This is a genomic window from Erwinia sp. S43 (assembly GCF_016624745.1).
GTDB lineage: Bacteria > Pseudomonadota > Gammaproteobacteria > Enterobacterales > Enterobacteriaceae > Erwinia > Erwinia coffeiphila.
In genome coordinates, this window is sequence record NZ_JACVTX010000006.1 from 1 (window position 1) to 15072 (window position 15072).

Below are 15072 nucleotides of genomic sequence, written 5' to 3' on the forward strand. Positions count from 1 at the left end.
GGCGAAGAAAGCCCGCCAGAAGGCTTATTGCGAAGGTTTGCGGAGGGGTTCGGCGTGTGGGACACCTTAATGAAAAGCCCTATCAGTGGGCAATTCATCACCAATATCCTCGATGCACTTCCGTTCGGCGTGTCATGGGCGACGCTGCCAGGCGCTCATATCCAGTACAGCAACAGGGCATTCGACGAGCTGTTCGGTTATCCGTCCGGCCATTTCCAGACTGCAGAGCAGCTAATTGAGGAAACCTACATCCACGAGAAACAACGCGTTTTGTTGGAGCAGCACTGGCAAGGTTTCGAACTTGTTTCGAATACCACAGACATCATCCTTGTGCCGGAAGTCGAAATAGATATTTTGGGCGGGGATGGGCAGATTCACTCTGTCCAGCATTTTGGTTTGATCATCCCCGAGCAGAAAATCGGCATCGCCTTCTACAAAGATGTCTCTCATACCAAGCGTTACAATAAAACGCTCAAGGAGTATGCGTTTCTCGATCCATTGACGGGGGTGGGCAACCGCCGGGCGCTGCAGGAGCGCTGGCGTGACGTGCAGACCCTGAACCCGTCGTTGCCACTGGCACTGCTGATGATAGACCTGGATGGCTTCAAGCCTGTCAATGACACTTATGGCCATCAGGTTGGGGACGCGGTGTTGTGCGTGATCGCCAGCCGCCTGAAGGAAGTCATTCGGAAGTCAGATGCGGTCTACAGGTTGGGCGGCGATGAGTTTTGCCTGCTGCTGGAGGTGCATGATGAGAACCCCGATGTTATATACGATATTTGCCAGCGCATCATCGAAACAATCAAACAGCAAATCATCGTCGAAGGTCATTCGATATACGTCTCTGCCAGCGTGGGTGGCTGTTTCTATCCGGACCAAGCCGTGAGCAAACAGGAGTTATTGCGGCGTGCGGACATCGCGTTATATCAAGCCAAAAGAGCAGGCAGAGGAATTTGGAAGTGGTGGGACATGTCTATCAAGACCGGCTCAACTCATCTTCCAGGCGGAACGAGAGAGCATCGTCGTTGCGCCGGGGAAAATCAAATCGGCAGATGAGTGGGAAGCAGGCGATGTATTAGCTGACGTAGCAAGAGGCTCGGAAAAAATCTCGCCGCCCAGGATATCAGTGAACACGGGCGGCGGCACTCATCCGATTGGCATGCAACACGATCGTAGACCATAGTTCCTGGTCAGCGAATCAGCTTACGACCATCTGATTGAGCATGCGTGCTCGTCTGATCAGGCGTTCTGCGGGCAAGGAAGGTGCGATCTGTGTGCGAAGCAGATAGATATTGAGTTCTTTCGGTGGGCCAGCTAATGGACGCATAACGATGCCCAGACTACGTGCGGCGTAAATGCGTTGTTTCCCCGCAAAACCAATCCCATAACCCGCTGCAACCAGAACGGCCATCAATTCAAATGATTTCACGTAATCAACAACGTTAATCGCTGAATTCGCCAAATCCAACAGATCCATGACCTGTTGGCCGAGGGGGTCACAGTGTTCTGTCGACCAAAGGATCACCGGGTATTCCATGACCTTCTGCAACGGAATTTCTGCGAACTCCAGTAGCGGCGAACGAACAGGAAGCGCTACGGCGATCTGGTCGCGCCATAGAACCTCTGCATGCAGCGTTGCCCTCGCAGCCGGACCGATAGCAAACGCCAGGTCGTAGCGGCCATCTTCCAGGCCTTGAGCTTGGTCAAAAAAGGACGTCTCGGTCAGATGGATCTCTGTACCAGGCTCTTCGGCGCGTTGCTTTGCCAACAGATCTGCAAATGGTGCGCTGAACGCCCCGAAGGACACGGCAATCCTCAACGAAGCAGGGGCGTGTTGGCAGATCATGGCTGGTTCTCCCGGCAAGAAAAACACGATGTGACAGTGTTCAATCATAGCAGCCCGCGTTTAATTAAGCGTGGTTTAATTTGTGGCCATACTTCACGCTTTTGTAGATGCAAAAGCGTGAAATAAGGCGAGGCCGGCCAACAGGCAGTAAAAGTTATGAAGCGGAGCCAGCCAAGGCATTTGGCATGGCGGTTAAGGCGTTGAGAATGGAACGCGGGACGGCACAGGAAGCTTTGGGAAATTTAGCCGGTATCGAACGGGCGCACATGGGAAGGATCGAGCGGGGTGAGCACATGCCAACCTTGGCACTGATACTACGGATTGCGAATGCCCTGGAGTGCAGTGCGGCTCTTCTTATCGCAGAGACAGAGAGCAGCCTGGAGCTTGTCCGGGCAGGTATCCTGGCAGACGGAAACAATTCCAGCGCATCTGAATAGAGCGTCTTCAGGCGCCCAAAAGAAGGTTGGGAGTGAGTTACCCATACATTCAACGCCAGGAATGGCTCTGCGTATCTAGCTTAGGTTTTCCATGCTGACGCAGGCACTTTGCCCCACAATTTCCCATGGCTAATTTGTATTAGATCATACTGGACCTGACAGTTTTATAGAACAACGCGCAATCAAATCGGACAGTCTGACTTAAGCGAGAATCGGACATACATCTGCTGCTATAATATTGGCTTCCATTCTTTTTTGAGAAGGGCGTAGACAAAGGTATCGTCGTATTTTTTTTCACCTTTTTCCGTCATGAAAGAGACAAACTCTTTAAAGCAGCCTTCCTGACGCATATGAAGGCGGGCACAAAGCTTCTGAGAACTCAGGTTGTAATCTTCAACGTAGGCATAAATGCGTCTGGCTTGTTTTTCCGAAAACAAATATTGAAACAGGGCCGCGACGGATTCTGTAGCATAACCCTGACCTCCGTATCGCTGGTTAAAGTGCCAGCCCACTGACCAAGTGCTACGGTCTGGTTCATCACTATTGTCTGCAAATAGATGACCAATCAACCCATCAGTCTCTTTAAGGCATACCGCAAACTGGCTGGTATCACGGGCTCTTTTGTAGACATCTTTTTTTGCCTCTGCCAATGAATTGAGTTTCTCATCATAAAAGCAAGGTGTGCGCGGTGAAGACAGGTACTCGAACAATGCAGAAGCATCTTTATCGTTGAATGCGCGAATAATCAGACGCGCTGTTGTGATGACGATCATGAAACCCTCATTTTATCTGGCGAGTATTGCCACATTCTAAAAAACACCCTGATATCACGCCAAATTTGTCTCGGCCGCCTTTCAACGCCAGGAGTGGCTCTGCCTATCTAGCTTACGTTTCTCCATGCTGACGCAGGCACTTTGTCCCACAATTTCCCATGGATAATTTCCGCGCGGCGATGGTCGCATGCTCCTTCGAATTCACCAAGTTCGGAAGATGGGATATGGCCCTGCATATGTTCATAAACCTGTTCCAGCGTACGCAAGGTTTGGCACTTTCGAAATTTCAGCAGATATTTCTTTCTTATCATCAATTTTCACCTTCTGATCTGCCGCATAAGAACTGGCAATGACGGACTTCCAAATAACAGAAGGTCAATAACTGAGACTTCCTGTTGCCGTTATCAAATGACCAGAACTGGTAATTTTTAACTCATAATAAGAATATATTCTTATGTTGTTGGTGCGCAAGAGGTATTGAGTTGAAGTAAATAGTGTTTTTATTTGCGGTGGGGTAATTATAGGGAGAGGAAAGCCGTCCTGCAGATCGCAGCTTCGTCATCTACGGCGATCAGGCTACCCATTTACTGAGTGTTGCAAGCCTGCCTGATGAGTTGTCATGAATAGCAGAGATTGCTGCCCTGCTGTATACCGTCACCGAAACAGCTGCGGCTCTCACGGTTAAATGGAGTGAGTCGCATTGGTTCTGCTCAATCATCCCACGGTGCCTGTTGCCATCGCTTGAGCAGGAAGTCGCTAAATGCAGTCAATCTGTGTGGCACGGGTTCCCTGCGTGCTCGCACAAGGCTGATTTTTGATGCTACACCCTCCCATTCGGGCAGTATGCGAACCAGATGGCCGTTACGTAGCTCTTCGTGGATATCCCAGGTTTCACGCATCGAGATTCCCAACCCGGCAAGGCACCACTCATGTAGAACATCGCCATTGTCGCTACAGAGCGTGCCACCGATCAGCACGGACTTCTCGTGCCGCCCCTTTCGAAGCGGCCACGTGTTTTGCAGTAGTCCGGGATAGGTGAACACCAGGCAGTTGTGATGTTCCAGGTCCTCCGGCCGCGCGGGATTTCCATGCGCTTCAACGAAGGCTGGTGAAGCCACCAGGATACGGCGATTGTCCGCCACCCTGCGAGCGAGAAGCCTTGAATCGGCCAGTTCACCCATACGTATAGCCAGATCCAAATCGCCGCTATAGAGGTCCTGGACCTGGTCGGAGAGGCGCAGATCAAACCCAACCCTGGGATGTAGCCGGCAAAAGTCAGTGATTGCTGATGCCACAAATTTGCGCCCGAACGGTGCTGGTGCGGTCAGTCGTATGTTGCCGGTCAGTTCCTGGCTCCCTCCTCTGGCTAGCTCTTTCACCTCAGCGAGGACAGACAGGGCGACGCGCGCCCTCTCGGCGATGGCGCGTCCCTCGTCGGTGATACGCAGGTTACGCGTGTTCCGTTCGAACAAGGTGGTTCCGAGAGCACTTTCCAGCCTTGCGATCTGCTTGCTGACAGCTTTGGGAGCGACTTGAAGGTCCCTCGCCGCAGCCGAAAAGCTGTGACGGTCAACCACATGCAGAAAGACGGCGAGATCATCGTTGCGCACTTGATTTGGTCCTTTCTGGGGAAAGTGTTTGTCAATTTTAGGCACTTTGAAGGTTAAAGTAAATTGTCCAGAATGAGTGTCGAGCATGCTCATCCAGCCATGCTGTCCGAGGCTGCAATGGATGCCATATGCACTTTCAAATCTTCAAAGGAGCCAGAAAATGTCACAGCGCGTACTCTTTGTGTTGACCAGTCATGACAGGAAAGGTCTCGCAGACGCACCGGATGCCGCGCCCAGCGGCTTCTATCTGTCAGAGGTGAGTCATCCATACAAAGTTCTTGTGGAAGCGGGTTTCACCGTCGATTTCGTAAGCCCGAAGGGTGGAAAAACCCATGTCGACGGGTTGAACCTGGATGATCCGATCAATGCTGAATTCTGGAATGATGCGACGCTTCGCGGAGCTACGGAAAACACGTTGGCGCCGTCACAGATCGACCCTGACGTTTATGCCGCAATCTTCTATGCCGGTGGTCACGCGACGATGTGGGACTTTCCCGACAACGCTGAACTGGCAGCCATCGCAGCACGAATTTACGAGCGTGGTGGCGTGGTTTCGGCAGTTTGCCACGGGCCAGCTGGATTGGTGAACATCAAACTCTCTGATGGTAGCTATCTGGTAGCTGGTAAGGAGGTCTCGGCTTTCACCAACGATGAGGAGCGTGCAGTCGGTTTATATGACACCGTACCATTCTTGCTTGCCGACGTTCTGCAGAACCGAGGGGCCAACCATCTGCCGGCGGCAAACTTTGAGGCTCAGGTCGTGGTGAGCGAGCGGCTGGTGACGGGCCAGAATCCTGCATCGGCCAAAGGCGTAGCTGAAGCGATGCTGCCGCTATTGACGTCCAGTGTTGATGAGCGAGCATAAATCATGAGCGAGCGCATGCCATTTGTTATCTACGTTTTCGCGCTCTGCGCCTTTGCACTAGGTTTCACTGAGTTTGTCACCATCGGTCTGGTGTCGAACATTTCCACGGACTTGCACACCAGCGTCAGTCAGGTGGGAACGGCGGTGACGGCCTATGCGCTGGGAGCGGTGATCGGTGCACCAGGATTGACCGCTCTTGCAACGCGTTGGCCCCGTAAACGTCTGCTGTTGGTGGCCATGGGATTGTTCACTGTTGGCAATGCAATAGTGAGCCTCTCGGATGCATTGATGCCGATGTTGGCGGCACGTTTCGCTTCGGGACTCGGCCATGGGGTATTCCTTGCTGTTGCATCGAGTGTTGCCACCCAACTGGTCGGGCGCAATCGTGCTGGAGCCGCCGTCGCTGTTGTATTCGGTGGGTTGACTCTCGCCCTGGCTCTTGGGGTGCCGCTGGGAACTTACCTCGGCAGTATCCTGAATTGGCAGGTGATTTTCATGGCGGTGGCAGCCAGTGGTGCGATCGGTTTCTTAGGGTTGCTCATCTTGATGCCAACCGACCATAACGATGCCTCGGCCCAGGCCAACGCAATGGACGGTCTCAAGGCTATGTTCAATCCGCGGCTGTTGGCTGGTGCTGGTATCACTGTTCTGGCCTATGCCGGTTCGTTTGCACTGTATACATACATTTCTCCGATCCTCTTGCAGGTCACGTTGGTCACTGAAAGCACCAGCAGTTTGCTGATGCTCGGGTACGGCGTTATGGCCGCTATTGGCAACATCTGGGGCGGCCGTCTGACCGACAGCAAAGGTGCAAACTATGCAGTTATGGTGGTATTGGTTGGATTGGCCGTGGTATTGCTTGCAATGTGGGCATCGGCATCTTCGCTCGTACTGATGGCAATGCTAATTGGCTTGCTGGGTGCTCTGACCTATGCTGCTGTTCCTGCGCTTCAGGCTAGGGTGATAGGCCTGTCTCATGACTACGCACCACAGGCGCCGGCAGTAGCGGCTGGTTTGAATATCGCGGGTTTCAATGGCGGTATTGCCCTGGGCTCGATTTTGGGCGGTGTTGCTCTGGAGATTACCGGCCTTGTGAGCACTGCATGGGTGGGGGCGGCTGTCGTTGTCCTGGGCATACTCTGGATGCTCATACAAATGGCTGAGTCCAGGAGAAGAACGGCCCAAGGGGCTTCATCGAACTGATTTCAACCTCATACGCAGTATTCTTTGGAGCCAGCGGTATCTTCGACCGTTGGCTTCCCTATTTTTACGTCAACTTATATCGGCGTTCGAAATGTCCATATTGTTATTTTCACGGAACCAATACTGCCCTCTGGATATGGCTGGCTAAAAAACATTATTTATTCTTATCTTTCTGGTGTTTATCGCTTTTGAATACTAAAACTTTACTGCGGGCTTGATTGAATTTTCGGCCTTGAATATGGACTTCAGCGCTCTTGGGGGTGTGCAGTATGAGTTATCTCATTCAGATAAGAAGTTTTGTTGATGTATACAGAGCGGGTTCAATATCGAAAGCGGCGACACGATTGGGAATAAGCCAGCCCGCCGTTTCCTCTCATATCCATTCACTGGAGTCCTTTACTGGGACTACTCTGTTTAAACGCAGCTCTCATGGCGTCGTGCCGACAGCCGAAGGGGATGAATTGGCGAGGTTAATAGCTCACGATCTGGACACGATCGAGTCCAAGCTGGCAACGCTAAGAGGATATGCCAAAAGGGCATCAGGCACGATATCAATCGTTGGCCCCGCAGAACTACTGTGGGCTACGTTGGCATCGGTGATCAAGCCGATTATTTCGGATGATCTTCGCTTTCAGGTGGTTACTGGAAACAGGAAGAAAATATACGCGAGCCTAATTGAAGGTACTAGCCAGATCGGTTTCACGACGTCACGACCAGATCAGCAACGATTCGGTTATGAGGAGATTGGAAAGGAGAAATTGGTAATCGTCGCATCTGCTTCCGCTGCACGTGAAATATCGCAAAGCAAAAATGTCTTGGATGCGCTGTGTAAACTGCCATTGATAACGTACGACGAGCAATTACCTCTGATCCGCGAGGTATTCCAGGGGATGCCTCAAATTTTAGCGGCACTTCGTCCATTTCTGACTGTGCCGGATCTCCGGATTCTGGAGCGGATGATAAAACAAGATGTCGGTTGGACTGTAATGCCTGAGTATCTCTGTGCGCAGAGTATCAAGGATGAGCAAATATTGGAGGTGAGCCTGTTCAACGATTTTCCGATGAACTCAATTTATTTGGTGTGGAATGAGAGCGCATTGCGCAATCCACTCGTTATGTATGTGAAGAACAGAATAGTCGAGATAGCAAAACGAGGTGATTTTGGTGGTCAAACGGCATGATTTCGCCCATAGAACCAAAGACCCTGAGGATAGCGAAAAGGCAGCCATCTGGCTGCCAGAAAATATTATACCTTCCGTGGTGAGCGCTTCGCAAAGTCATCAGCGATATCATTTAGCTTCATAAATTTTACGCCGGGATGCCCGAGCATATGGGTCAGCAAGCGCTCAAGCATCATTAGCACATGCGGCCGGCCCGAAACATCTGGGTGAATCGTGAAGGTGAAGATCGCATAATCGTGTTCGCGGTATACCCAGTCGAATTGATCCCGCCATAGCTGCTCGATGTCACGTGGGTTCATAAAACCCTGGCTGTTAGGCTTTGTCTTCATGAACATGAACGGGGGGATGTCGTCGATGGTCCAGCTTGCCGGCAATTCAATCAGATCCGTTTCTTCTCCCCTGACAAGCGGTTTCATCCAGTCTGTTGGAGTTTTGCTATAGTCGATCTTGGTCCAAGTATCGCCTTTTCTTACATAGTAAGGTTGGTGATCATGATGCATCAATGAATGGTCGTACTTGATGCCATTCTCAAGTAAGAGATCCGTCGTCACCGGAGAGAACTCCCACCATGGTGCAACATACCCCGTGGGTCGTCTTCCGCTGAGTTGAGTGACCATTTCAATGCCTTTCAGAAGAACTTCCCGCTCCTGTTCGGGGGACATCGATATGGGATTCTCGTGACTATAGTTGTGTACACCGACCTCATGACCGGCTTTCACGACCGCCTCCATCTGGCGTGGGAATGTCTCGATTGAGTGTCCCGGCATAAACCAGGTTGTCGGAATAGCGAACTGATCAAACAGGTTGAGAAGTCGTGGTGTTCCAACTTCGCCAGCAAACATGCCGCGTGAAATATCGCTGGGCGAGTCTTCGCCTCCGTATGAGGAAAGCCAGCCAGCAACCGCGTCAACGCCCACCCCAAAACCGCAGAGTATTTCTTTCGCCATGAGTTACTCCTTATCTACAAGGTTAGATGGATCTTGATTCAATCCGAGGTTCTCAGAAAATCGAACAGGCTGTCAGCGGTGACTTCTGTTACCGCGTTAGCTAACGCCACGGCCTGATGGTCTGGGCTTCGGCAGCCCCAGTTTGCCCAGAGGGCATTGATCCCGATTCCGAGCTGTTTTGCTTCAACTACATTTTCGATGTTGTCATCCAGGAAGGTCATGCTCTGACCTTTGTCGTCTGCCTCTTTTTTAAGTTGTGCGAGTACCTCTCTTTTATCCGTCATCCTGCCAAAAACATGGGCTTCTGCGAGATTTACGCCATGTTGTCGTAGGATCGAACAGATCGATGGTGTGTCTTTTCCAGATACGATTCTCACCTCATGCCCGACAGAAAAAAGGCGCTCTATGTCGATAAGCGGTACATGCAGTTCTGCCCAGAATGCGGGATGGGACCGACGAGCTGCCTCCCTGTACGCCACGAATGCTTGCCTGAACTCGTGCCGGATATCTGATGGTATCGTTTCGTAAGATTCAGCAAAGCTACGGCTGTTGGTCGGCGCAGCGCCGCCGCCATGGAATGGGACAATAAAATGTCCGTCATGCCTGACATAGCTTCGAAGTAGTTTGAATCCGTCCTTAAATTTCTCTGGAATCGACCGTAGTGTTTCACGATTGAAATAATCGGCTGGGTTGTCGTGAAATACATTCCAGGCGACCAGAAGGCATTCATCTATTCCGTCAACCACAACTCCATCAAAGTCCAATGCAAGTAGCATAGCGTCAGACCACGCGAGGTTCGGGCAGGCTTTCACCGTTTTTCAGCCGTGCAACGGCATCAAACGCTTCGCGCATAAACTTGCCGCATTCTGCGTAGTAGGAGCATGTGATTATGTTGCCGTCGACAACGACGTCGGCTTCTATCACCTTTGCTCCGCAGTTGATCATGTCGTCTTTTAGTCCAACATATGCACAAGCGAGTTTGTCCTTGAGGACGCCCGCAGAGATCATGATCCAAGGACCATGGCAAAGACCCGCTACGATCCGGCCCTGCAGTGCCATTTGCAGAACGAAATCTTTTACTCGCTGATCCTGTCTGACTCGATCAGGTGCCTCGTGTCCGCCGGTAAGAATGACCAGATCAAAGTCATTTGGTTTTAGTTCGTCAAAGCTGATGTTCGCCTTTGAGCGTTTGTCCATCGGGACTGTGATCCCGTATTTTCCCGTTACCGGCTCGCCATTTTTTGTAGCGACGGAGATATCTATGCCTTCTTCTTTAGCTCGATAGTAGGAGTAAACAACGTCATGATCCTGAAAGCCTGGTCCGGTAATAATTACTGCGCGTGTTTGGTTGATCATAAATATATTCTCCGGTAAGTTATTTCAGTTTTTAACTATCAATAAAACATTCTGGCCGTGGTAATTACCTGCGAGTGTGTCGTTTGTGTTTAATATGTGTATTTTTCCGCTCAAGTGATGCCTAATGTCGAGGGCTATGAATAATGAGTTTTTGTTCGAGCGCACTTCATCGTTATTCAATTTCAATATTTTGAAAGAAACGTTTTTATGGATGTCGTGTGGTCTGATGAAAATACCCGGACCAATTTTCTCAAGTGGGGCCAACAGGTCATGGTCCTGGGATTTTTTCTCATATGCAGTGTTTTGCCTGCCGTATTTGTCCTGAAGCCTGAGTAAATCGAATTTATTTCGAGGGTTTTCAATCTCCAGCAACTCAACGCCCGACTTGCCAGCGGTTGTCTGGTGAAATACGCCTTTATTGATATAAATGCTTTCGCCTGGCTGGAGTGGATATTTGCTTCCATCCAAGAACTGGGTCAGGCCACTCCCCTTCAGGCAAATTAGAACGGTGTCTTTCTGAATATGGCAATGCATCGACGTTGATTCATCCGGAGATATATGGAGTTTCCAAGCATCGAAGATTGAATCGCAATATATCCGATACTCGAATCCCCATGGCTTCTCGATAAAGCCATTTAGATGAACATCTTTTTCAAAAGACTCCCCGTTATTTGGGGTTGATAGAAGTATTCTGCTTATTTCTGACTCGTCAGATGCATCTGGTGTCCTGCTGCGTATTTCCATAGCTTTCCCTCCCGGGGAATCTAGTCATGCATACATAGTTAGGTCACATCATGTCTTTGGATATTCAGTCTATCTTTCAATATTTCAAATCGTGAAATATTAAAATTTAAGTTGTGCCATATTAAAATTTGCGATCACAAGGCAGCGATGCGTAGATTGATAAATAAGTCGTTGATCCATTTGGTGTGTTTCTGGTTTCGATTCCAAACTCTCTTCGAGGAAATAGTAGATAAATATAGTAATTTGTTATTTATGAAGGTTTTGACCCTTCGAAAAATGGGGTGGACTACTTAAAAAGTCGTCGCTCATGATCGCGGAGACCTTTATGGATGCTGAAGTGAACTCGTAACGCTCCTTGGCGTTACACCGTCGTAGTTGGTGTATTCAACACCGTCAGGTAGGGATTGTTTATTGGGACTTCATCGAACAAGTGCCGAGGATCAAGCAGCAGATATCCATGCAGTCGGCGCGATTTCCGCGGCCCAGTGACTTCACAGGTCCAGATGTTCAGGCCGCTGTCCTGTTTGCGGTGCAACTGCAATTTCTCGAAGCGCTTCTGCACCCACTGCCAGTCTGAGATCTGTTCCTGCCTGGCCAGGAACGCCGTCTGCGGGTGCTCCTGAGCGTAGCGCTGGAATACGCCGGGACTGACCAGATACACCGTATCGGCCACCGTATGTACCAGGGCTTTGGCATCGTTGATGATCAGCTTGCGGGCTTCGATATGCCGCCGTAGCCAGGCAATGAAATGCTCCCCGGATGGAGACGTTCGGGCATCTTCCGCCTCGATCTTCGGCTGCGGCGCTGCAGGTTTGGGCGCGCTCGGCTCAGGAGCCTGAGCGGGCGCGGTTAGCTCGTTCAATGGTGCCGCGATAGGCGGTGGCTCGATGTCTGGCGTTCCGAGCAAATCGAGCAAGGCGTCGACGCCATCATTGCCGACTGCTTGTGCCGCAGGCGCAAGCGGTGAGAGCGCGGGAGTGGGTGTCACGCTGGCAGTCGAAGGCGGCTCCGCGGTGGTCGATGTAGCGGGGGATGCTGCTGCGTCCTCTTCCTGGACCACCTCCACGGTTCCCTGAAACGCCGGCGGACGCTCGCTGCCTTCCCATATCAGCGCCGGTGCAAGCCGAAGCAGCGTGAACGTGTGCGTCCAGCCTGCCTCGCTGGTGACGATCGCTTTCCAGATGGCTTTGTCGTCAGGTGTGGCCTGCAGCATGCCGTGGTCTTGCAGGATGTTGAAGACGGCCGTGTTGTTGGCCGGAATCCCCTCGATCCCCTGCGACAGCAAATGCGCGCGCAGTTTGTCCGAAACCGTCTTGGAGACGAGCCACAAGGAATCCTGTGTCAGCCAGCCATCCGATGCCTGCGGCTGGTTCAGCTTCAGCTCTTCCTTGAGCAGATAGCGAAGCCCCTCCAGCAATTTACGCTGCAAAGCGTGCTTCGGCGCGGCCATTGCCTTGGCGGGATCACCGCCCAGTTCCTGCGCGACTGAGGCGCGGTCAGCTTGCGTGACCAGCTCGCCCAGCACGCCGGCGTGCTCGTACTGTCCGGCCAGCACATAAAGCAGTGCCGCCCATAGTTCACGGTAGCCACTGAGCCAGTCGAGGATGTCGCGATCGAGCAATCGGTTGTAGAGCAATCCGCTCGCTGCACTGTGCAGGCGGTATTCGCGGTCCTTGCGGTAGCGGAAGCGGTACGGATGCAGCAACGGTCCGTGCCAGGGGTGCCACACGCTGCCATCGCCCATCTCGACATGCAGGTCGACGGCGATCTTGCCAATATCATGGAGCAGCGCGGCATAGGCCGTTGCAGCCGTCCAGGCTTCGGCTTGTGCGGCCTGGTCCTCGGGTGTCGTTCCCGCCGGAAGAAGGTGGGACTGCCTTAGCTTGAGTGCATAAGCGACGATCTCAAGCCCGTGATCGAGCAAGCCCCCTGGATAGGCGTGATGATGCGATTCCGATGCTGGGAACTGCTGGACCAGCTCGGCGTACCGTTCGAGTGGAGCAAGGTACAGGGCCGCGAACTGCGCACGTGAAAGCGATGTCCGTTGCCAGATGTGTTCCAGCAGCTTCTGTCGGCGGGGCGTGGCCAGCAGAGACGCGGCCGGCTCCGGCCGCGTCAGCCCTTTGCCTTTTGTTGCAGTAGCAGGCGATACGGTAGCGGCCTGCACTGGTCGTTTTCGTTGGAACAGCGCGAACATGTAAGCACCTGTAATTGCGGTCGCAGGAGAGCCTTTTCCTTTTCAGGTAGGCCCATTTCCCTTGGGCACCATTCCCTTGCCCCTTGCCGACCTTTTGCCCTTGCCAAGCCCTTTTATATGGCCCGCGGGCTAGTGCCAGCGAGCAAGAATGCGGCACTGGATGCGTCCCTTTGTCGTCCTGCGCTAATGGTCAGGCTCGTGCATTCCTCGCTGAGGCAACGGGGTTGTGACGGAGTTATCTATCGGAAAAAGCTGAACTTTTGATTGATCCAGCAAATTGCGATGTGCAATCCTTGCTGTGCGCCGCTCATCGGCGCCGGGTGTGAGAACCCGAATTGATACCAGCGGGTCGCTTTATGGCGATCCGTAGGGCAGACGCATGCGTCTGGCCGGTCTGGTATCAGCCGGTTTCTCACCCCTGCGGGTCGCCGCCATCTGTCGGATTCCATTCCGAATGGCGCGGAAATTAAAGCCATGGAGGGGACGGTATGGATCAGTCGGACAGCAATAAGAAAACCAGCATTCATGCGCAGCGTGCGTACGCACTCATTTTGTCGGGCGTAGCCGAATGCGATACGGCGCTGGACCAGCGCCTGTTACTCGATTCCCTCATCTGTCAGTGTGCGATGTTCACTCGTATTCTCGGCGGGGAGCAGGAGTTCTACGATTTGCTGGAGAAGTTGAAGCGCGTTGATCTTGATGTGGCCGGCGATGTGATGCTGGCAACGCAGCACTAGGGTTTGACTTCATTGGGTGCGGCGACACATGGCAGGGTCTTGCATTTTTGAATCTTGGATATACAATGAGAACGTATATCCATATAGGAGGTTCAGGATGCAAGTCGCAAAATGGGGCAACAGTCTCGCCGTTCGTCTCCCGGCCACGCTGGTGGAAGCGCTGGAACTGCGTGAAGGGGACGATATCGAGATCATCGTGGATGATCCGCGCACCTTCGCGGTTCGCAAGAAGCCCGGTGCTGATGCCTTGTTGGAGCGCCTGCGCGCTTTCCGCGGCAAGCTGCCGGCAGATTTCCGCTTCAGCCGTGACGAAGCCAACGCCCGTGGCTAAGTTCAAGCACTTCCTCGACAGCAATGTAGTGCTTTACCTTCTGTCCAGCGATTCCGACAAAGCGGACAACGCGGAGGCGTTGCTGAAGGCTTCCCCGGTCATCAGCGTGCAGGTGCTCAACGAAGTGACGAACGTGTGCTTGCGCAAGCTACAGATGAGCTGGGACGAGATCGCTCAGTTCCTGGAACTGGTGCGCAGCTTTTGCCGGGTCGTTCCGCTCACGGAGACGATTCACGATCAAGCCCGATGGGTGGCCGAGCTGCATCGCCTGTCGTTCTACGACGCCTGTATCGTTGCGGCCGCAGCAGCAGCCAATTGCAGCACGCTCTACAGTGAGGACATGAACCACGGGCAGATACTGGAAGACAGTTTGACCATCAGAAATCCGTTCGTAGTGAAATGAATGCAGCAGGCAAGAAGGAACCAACTGGAGCAACTGTGTGACGTAGACAACAGGTGATCAACATGAACACGACAACCCGCAGCAGTACCGCAGAACGTTTCGGCCGCAGGCTCGGCCGCATCTGGCATGCGTATAAGCACCAGGAGCGTAGGGCTGTCGCGTGGCTGGTTTCGGTTGGCGCACCAAGTGCTGTCGCAACCGCTCTGGTGTGGGCCGTCAAGCTCGTTCTGCTGGGCGTTCTTCTCTACGCCACCTTCTGGCTGGCCTTGTTGCTCCTGTTCGCTGTCGCAGCCGTGTGGGCGACTGGGCGTGGTGACGCCCCAGAAGAGAAGATGTGGGTGTTTACCACGCAGGAAGATCTCCGAGAGACACCAGGGTACGATCCGGTGCCCTACAACGATACTGATCATCCTGACTTTCCCGATGAAAAGGACCTCTGAAC

The 15072-nt window shown here is 52.5% G+C and carries 18 protein-coding genes; 9 read left to right on the plus strand and 9 right to left on the minus strand.

Going from position 1 to position 15072, the window contains the following annotated elements:
* Window positions 1–1056 (plus strand): GGDEF domain-containing protein (locus tag IBT47_RS09745; RefSeq protein ID WP_234471821.1); only part of this gene is annotated, 1056 nt, incomplete at its 5' end.
* Window positions 1057–1198: 142 nt separating this feature from the next.
* On the opposite strand, the gene IBT47_RS09750 is transcribed toward IBT47_RS09745, so the two are convergent.
* Window positions 1199–1894, minus strand: coding sequence for a LysR family substrate-binding domain-containing protein (locus tag IBT47_RS09750; RefSeq protein ID WP_200560278.1), 696 nt, complete (start codon window positions 1892–1894; stop codon window positions 1199–1201).
* A 59-nt stretch (window positions 1895–1953) separates the two neighbouring features.
* On the opposite strand from IBT47_RS09750, the gene IBT47_RS09755 reads away from it, so the two are divergent.
* On the plus strand, window positions 1954–2283 hold the full coding sequence (locus IBT47_RS09755; RefSeq protein WP_200560279.1) for a helix-turn-helix domain-containing protein: 330 nt from the start codon (window positions 1954–1956) through the stop codon (window positions 2281–2283).
* Window positions 2284–2513: 230 nt separating this feature from the next.
* Here the strand turns inward: IBT47_RS09755 and IBT47_RS09760 are convergent, their stop codons facing one another.
* The 3 genes from IBT47_RS09760 to IBT47_RS09770 form a co-directional block, all read right to left on the minus strand.
* On the minus strand, window positions 2514–3056 hold the full coding sequence (locus IBT47_RS09760; protein WP_200560280.1) for a GNAT family N-acetyltransferase: 543 nt from the start codon (window positions 3054–3056) through the stop codon (window positions 2514–2516).
* A 107-nt stretch (window positions 3057–3163) separates the two neighbouring features.
* Window positions 3164–3367 carry an Hha/YmoA family nucleoid-associated regulatory protein gene (locus IBT47_RS27350; protein WP_200560281.1) on the minus strand — a complete coding sequence of 68 codons (204 nt, stop codon included), beginning with the start codon at window positions 3365–3367 and terminating at the stop codon, window positions 3164–3166.
* 399 nt (window positions 3368–3766) lie between these two features.
* A complete protein-coding gene (locus IBT47_RS09770) occupies window positions 3767–4666 on the minus strand; it encodes a LysR family transcriptional regulator (RefSeq protein WP_370569884.1) in 900 nt (299 codons plus the stop codon).
* A 160-nt stretch (window positions 4667–4826) separates the two neighbouring features.
* On the opposite strand from IBT47_RS09770, the gene IBT47_RS09775 reads away from it, so the two are divergent.
* The 3 genes from IBT47_RS09775 to IBT47_RS09785 all read left to right on the plus strand — a co-directional run bounded on the left by IBT47_RS09775 (window position 4827) and on the right by IBT47_RS09785 (window position 7915).
* Window positions 4827–5531 carry a type 1 glutamine amidotransferase domain-containing protein gene (locus tag IBT47_RS09775; RefSeq protein ID WP_200560283.1) on the plus strand — a complete coding sequence of 235 codons (705 nt, stop codon included), beginning with the start codon at window positions 4827–4829 and terminating at the stop codon, window positions 5529–5531.
* A 3-nt stretch (window positions 5532–5534) separates the two neighbouring features.
* The gene (locus IBT47_RS09780) at window positions 5535–6734 is read left to right on the plus strand and encodes an MFS transporter (RefSeq protein ID WP_200560284.1); all 1200 of its coding nucleotides are present in this window, start codon (window positions 5535–5537) and stop codon (window positions 6732–6734) included.
* A 269-nt stretch (window positions 6735–7003) separates the two neighbouring features.
* Entirely contained in the window at window positions 7004–7915 is a 912-nt protein-coding gene (locus IBT47_RS09785) for a LysR family transcriptional regulator (RefSeq protein ID WP_200560285.1), read from the plus strand.
* Between the two features lie 65 nt (window positions 7916–7980).
* Here the strand turns inward: IBT47_RS09785 and IBT47_RS09790 are convergent, their stop codons facing one another.
* The 5 genes from IBT47_RS09790 to mobH all read right to left on the minus strand — a co-directional run bounded on the left by IBT47_RS09790 (window position 7981) and on the right by mobH (window position 13159).
* Window positions 7981–8862, minus strand: coding sequence for a polysaccharide deacetylase (locus IBT47_RS09790; protein ID WP_200560286.1), 882 nt, complete (start codon window positions 8860–8862; stop codon window positions 7981–7983).
* A gap of 38 nt (window positions 8863–8900) precedes the next feature.
* Window positions 8901–9638, minus strand: coding sequence for a hypothetical protein (locus IBT47_RS09795; RefSeq protein WP_200560287.1), 738 nt, complete (start codon window positions 9636–9638; stop codon window positions 8901–8903).
* Between the two features lie 4 nt (window positions 9639–9642).
* Window positions 9643–10218: a DJ-1/PfpI family protein gene (locus IBT47_RS09800; RefSeq protein WP_200560288.1), complete on the minus strand. Its 576-nt coding sequence runs from the start codon at window positions 10216–10218 to the stop codon at window positions 9643–9645.
* Between the two features lie 24 nt (window positions 10219–10242).
* A complete protein-coding gene (locus IBT47_RS09805; protein WP_200560289.1) occupies window positions 10243–10962 on the minus strand; it encodes a cupin domain-containing protein in 720 nt (239 codons plus the stop codon).
* A 361-nt stretch (window positions 10963–11323) separates the two neighbouring features.
* Window positions 11324–13159 carry a MobH family relaxase gene (gene mobH / locus IBT47_RS09810; RefSeq protein WP_200560290.1) on the minus strand — a complete coding sequence of 612 codons (1836 nt, stop codon included), beginning with the start codon at window positions 13157–13159 and terminating at the stop codon, window positions 11324–11326.
* Window positions 13160–13647: 488 nt separating this feature from the next.
* Between mobH and IBT47_RS09815 the strand changes: the two genes are divergently transcribed.
* The 4 genes from IBT47_RS09815 to IBT47_RS09830 all read left to right on the plus strand — a co-directional run bounded on the left by IBT47_RS09815 (window position 13648) and on the right by IBT47_RS09830 (window position 15070).
* The gene (locus tag IBT47_RS09815) at window positions 13648–13896 is read left to right on the plus strand and encodes a hypothetical protein (RefSeq protein ID WP_200560291.1); all 249 of its coding nucleotides are present in this window, start codon (window positions 13648–13650) and stop codon (window positions 13894–13896) included.
* 97 nt (window positions 13897–13993) lie between these two features.
* Complete coding sequence (locus IBT47_RS09820; protein ID WP_041862774.1) at window positions 13994–14227, plus strand: AbrB/MazE/SpoVT family DNA-binding domain-containing protein; 234 nt, start codon at window positions 13994–13996, stop codon at window positions 14225–14227.
* Window positions 14220–14630: a PIN domain-containing protein gene (locus IBT47_RS09825; RefSeq protein WP_370569879.1), complete on the plus strand. Its 411-nt coding sequence runs from the start codon at window positions 14220–14222 to the stop codon at window positions 14628–14630. The genes IBT47_RS09820 and IBT47_RS09825 overlap by 8 nt, the downstream gene beginning before the upstream one ends.
* A 62-nt stretch (window positions 14631–14692) precedes the next feature.
* Window positions 14693–15070, plus strand: coding sequence for a DUF3742 family protein (locus tag IBT47_RS09830; protein ID WP_200560293.1), 378 nt, complete (start codon window positions 14693–14695; stop codon window positions 15068–15070).
* Window positions 15071–15072: the final 2 nt, after the last annotated feature.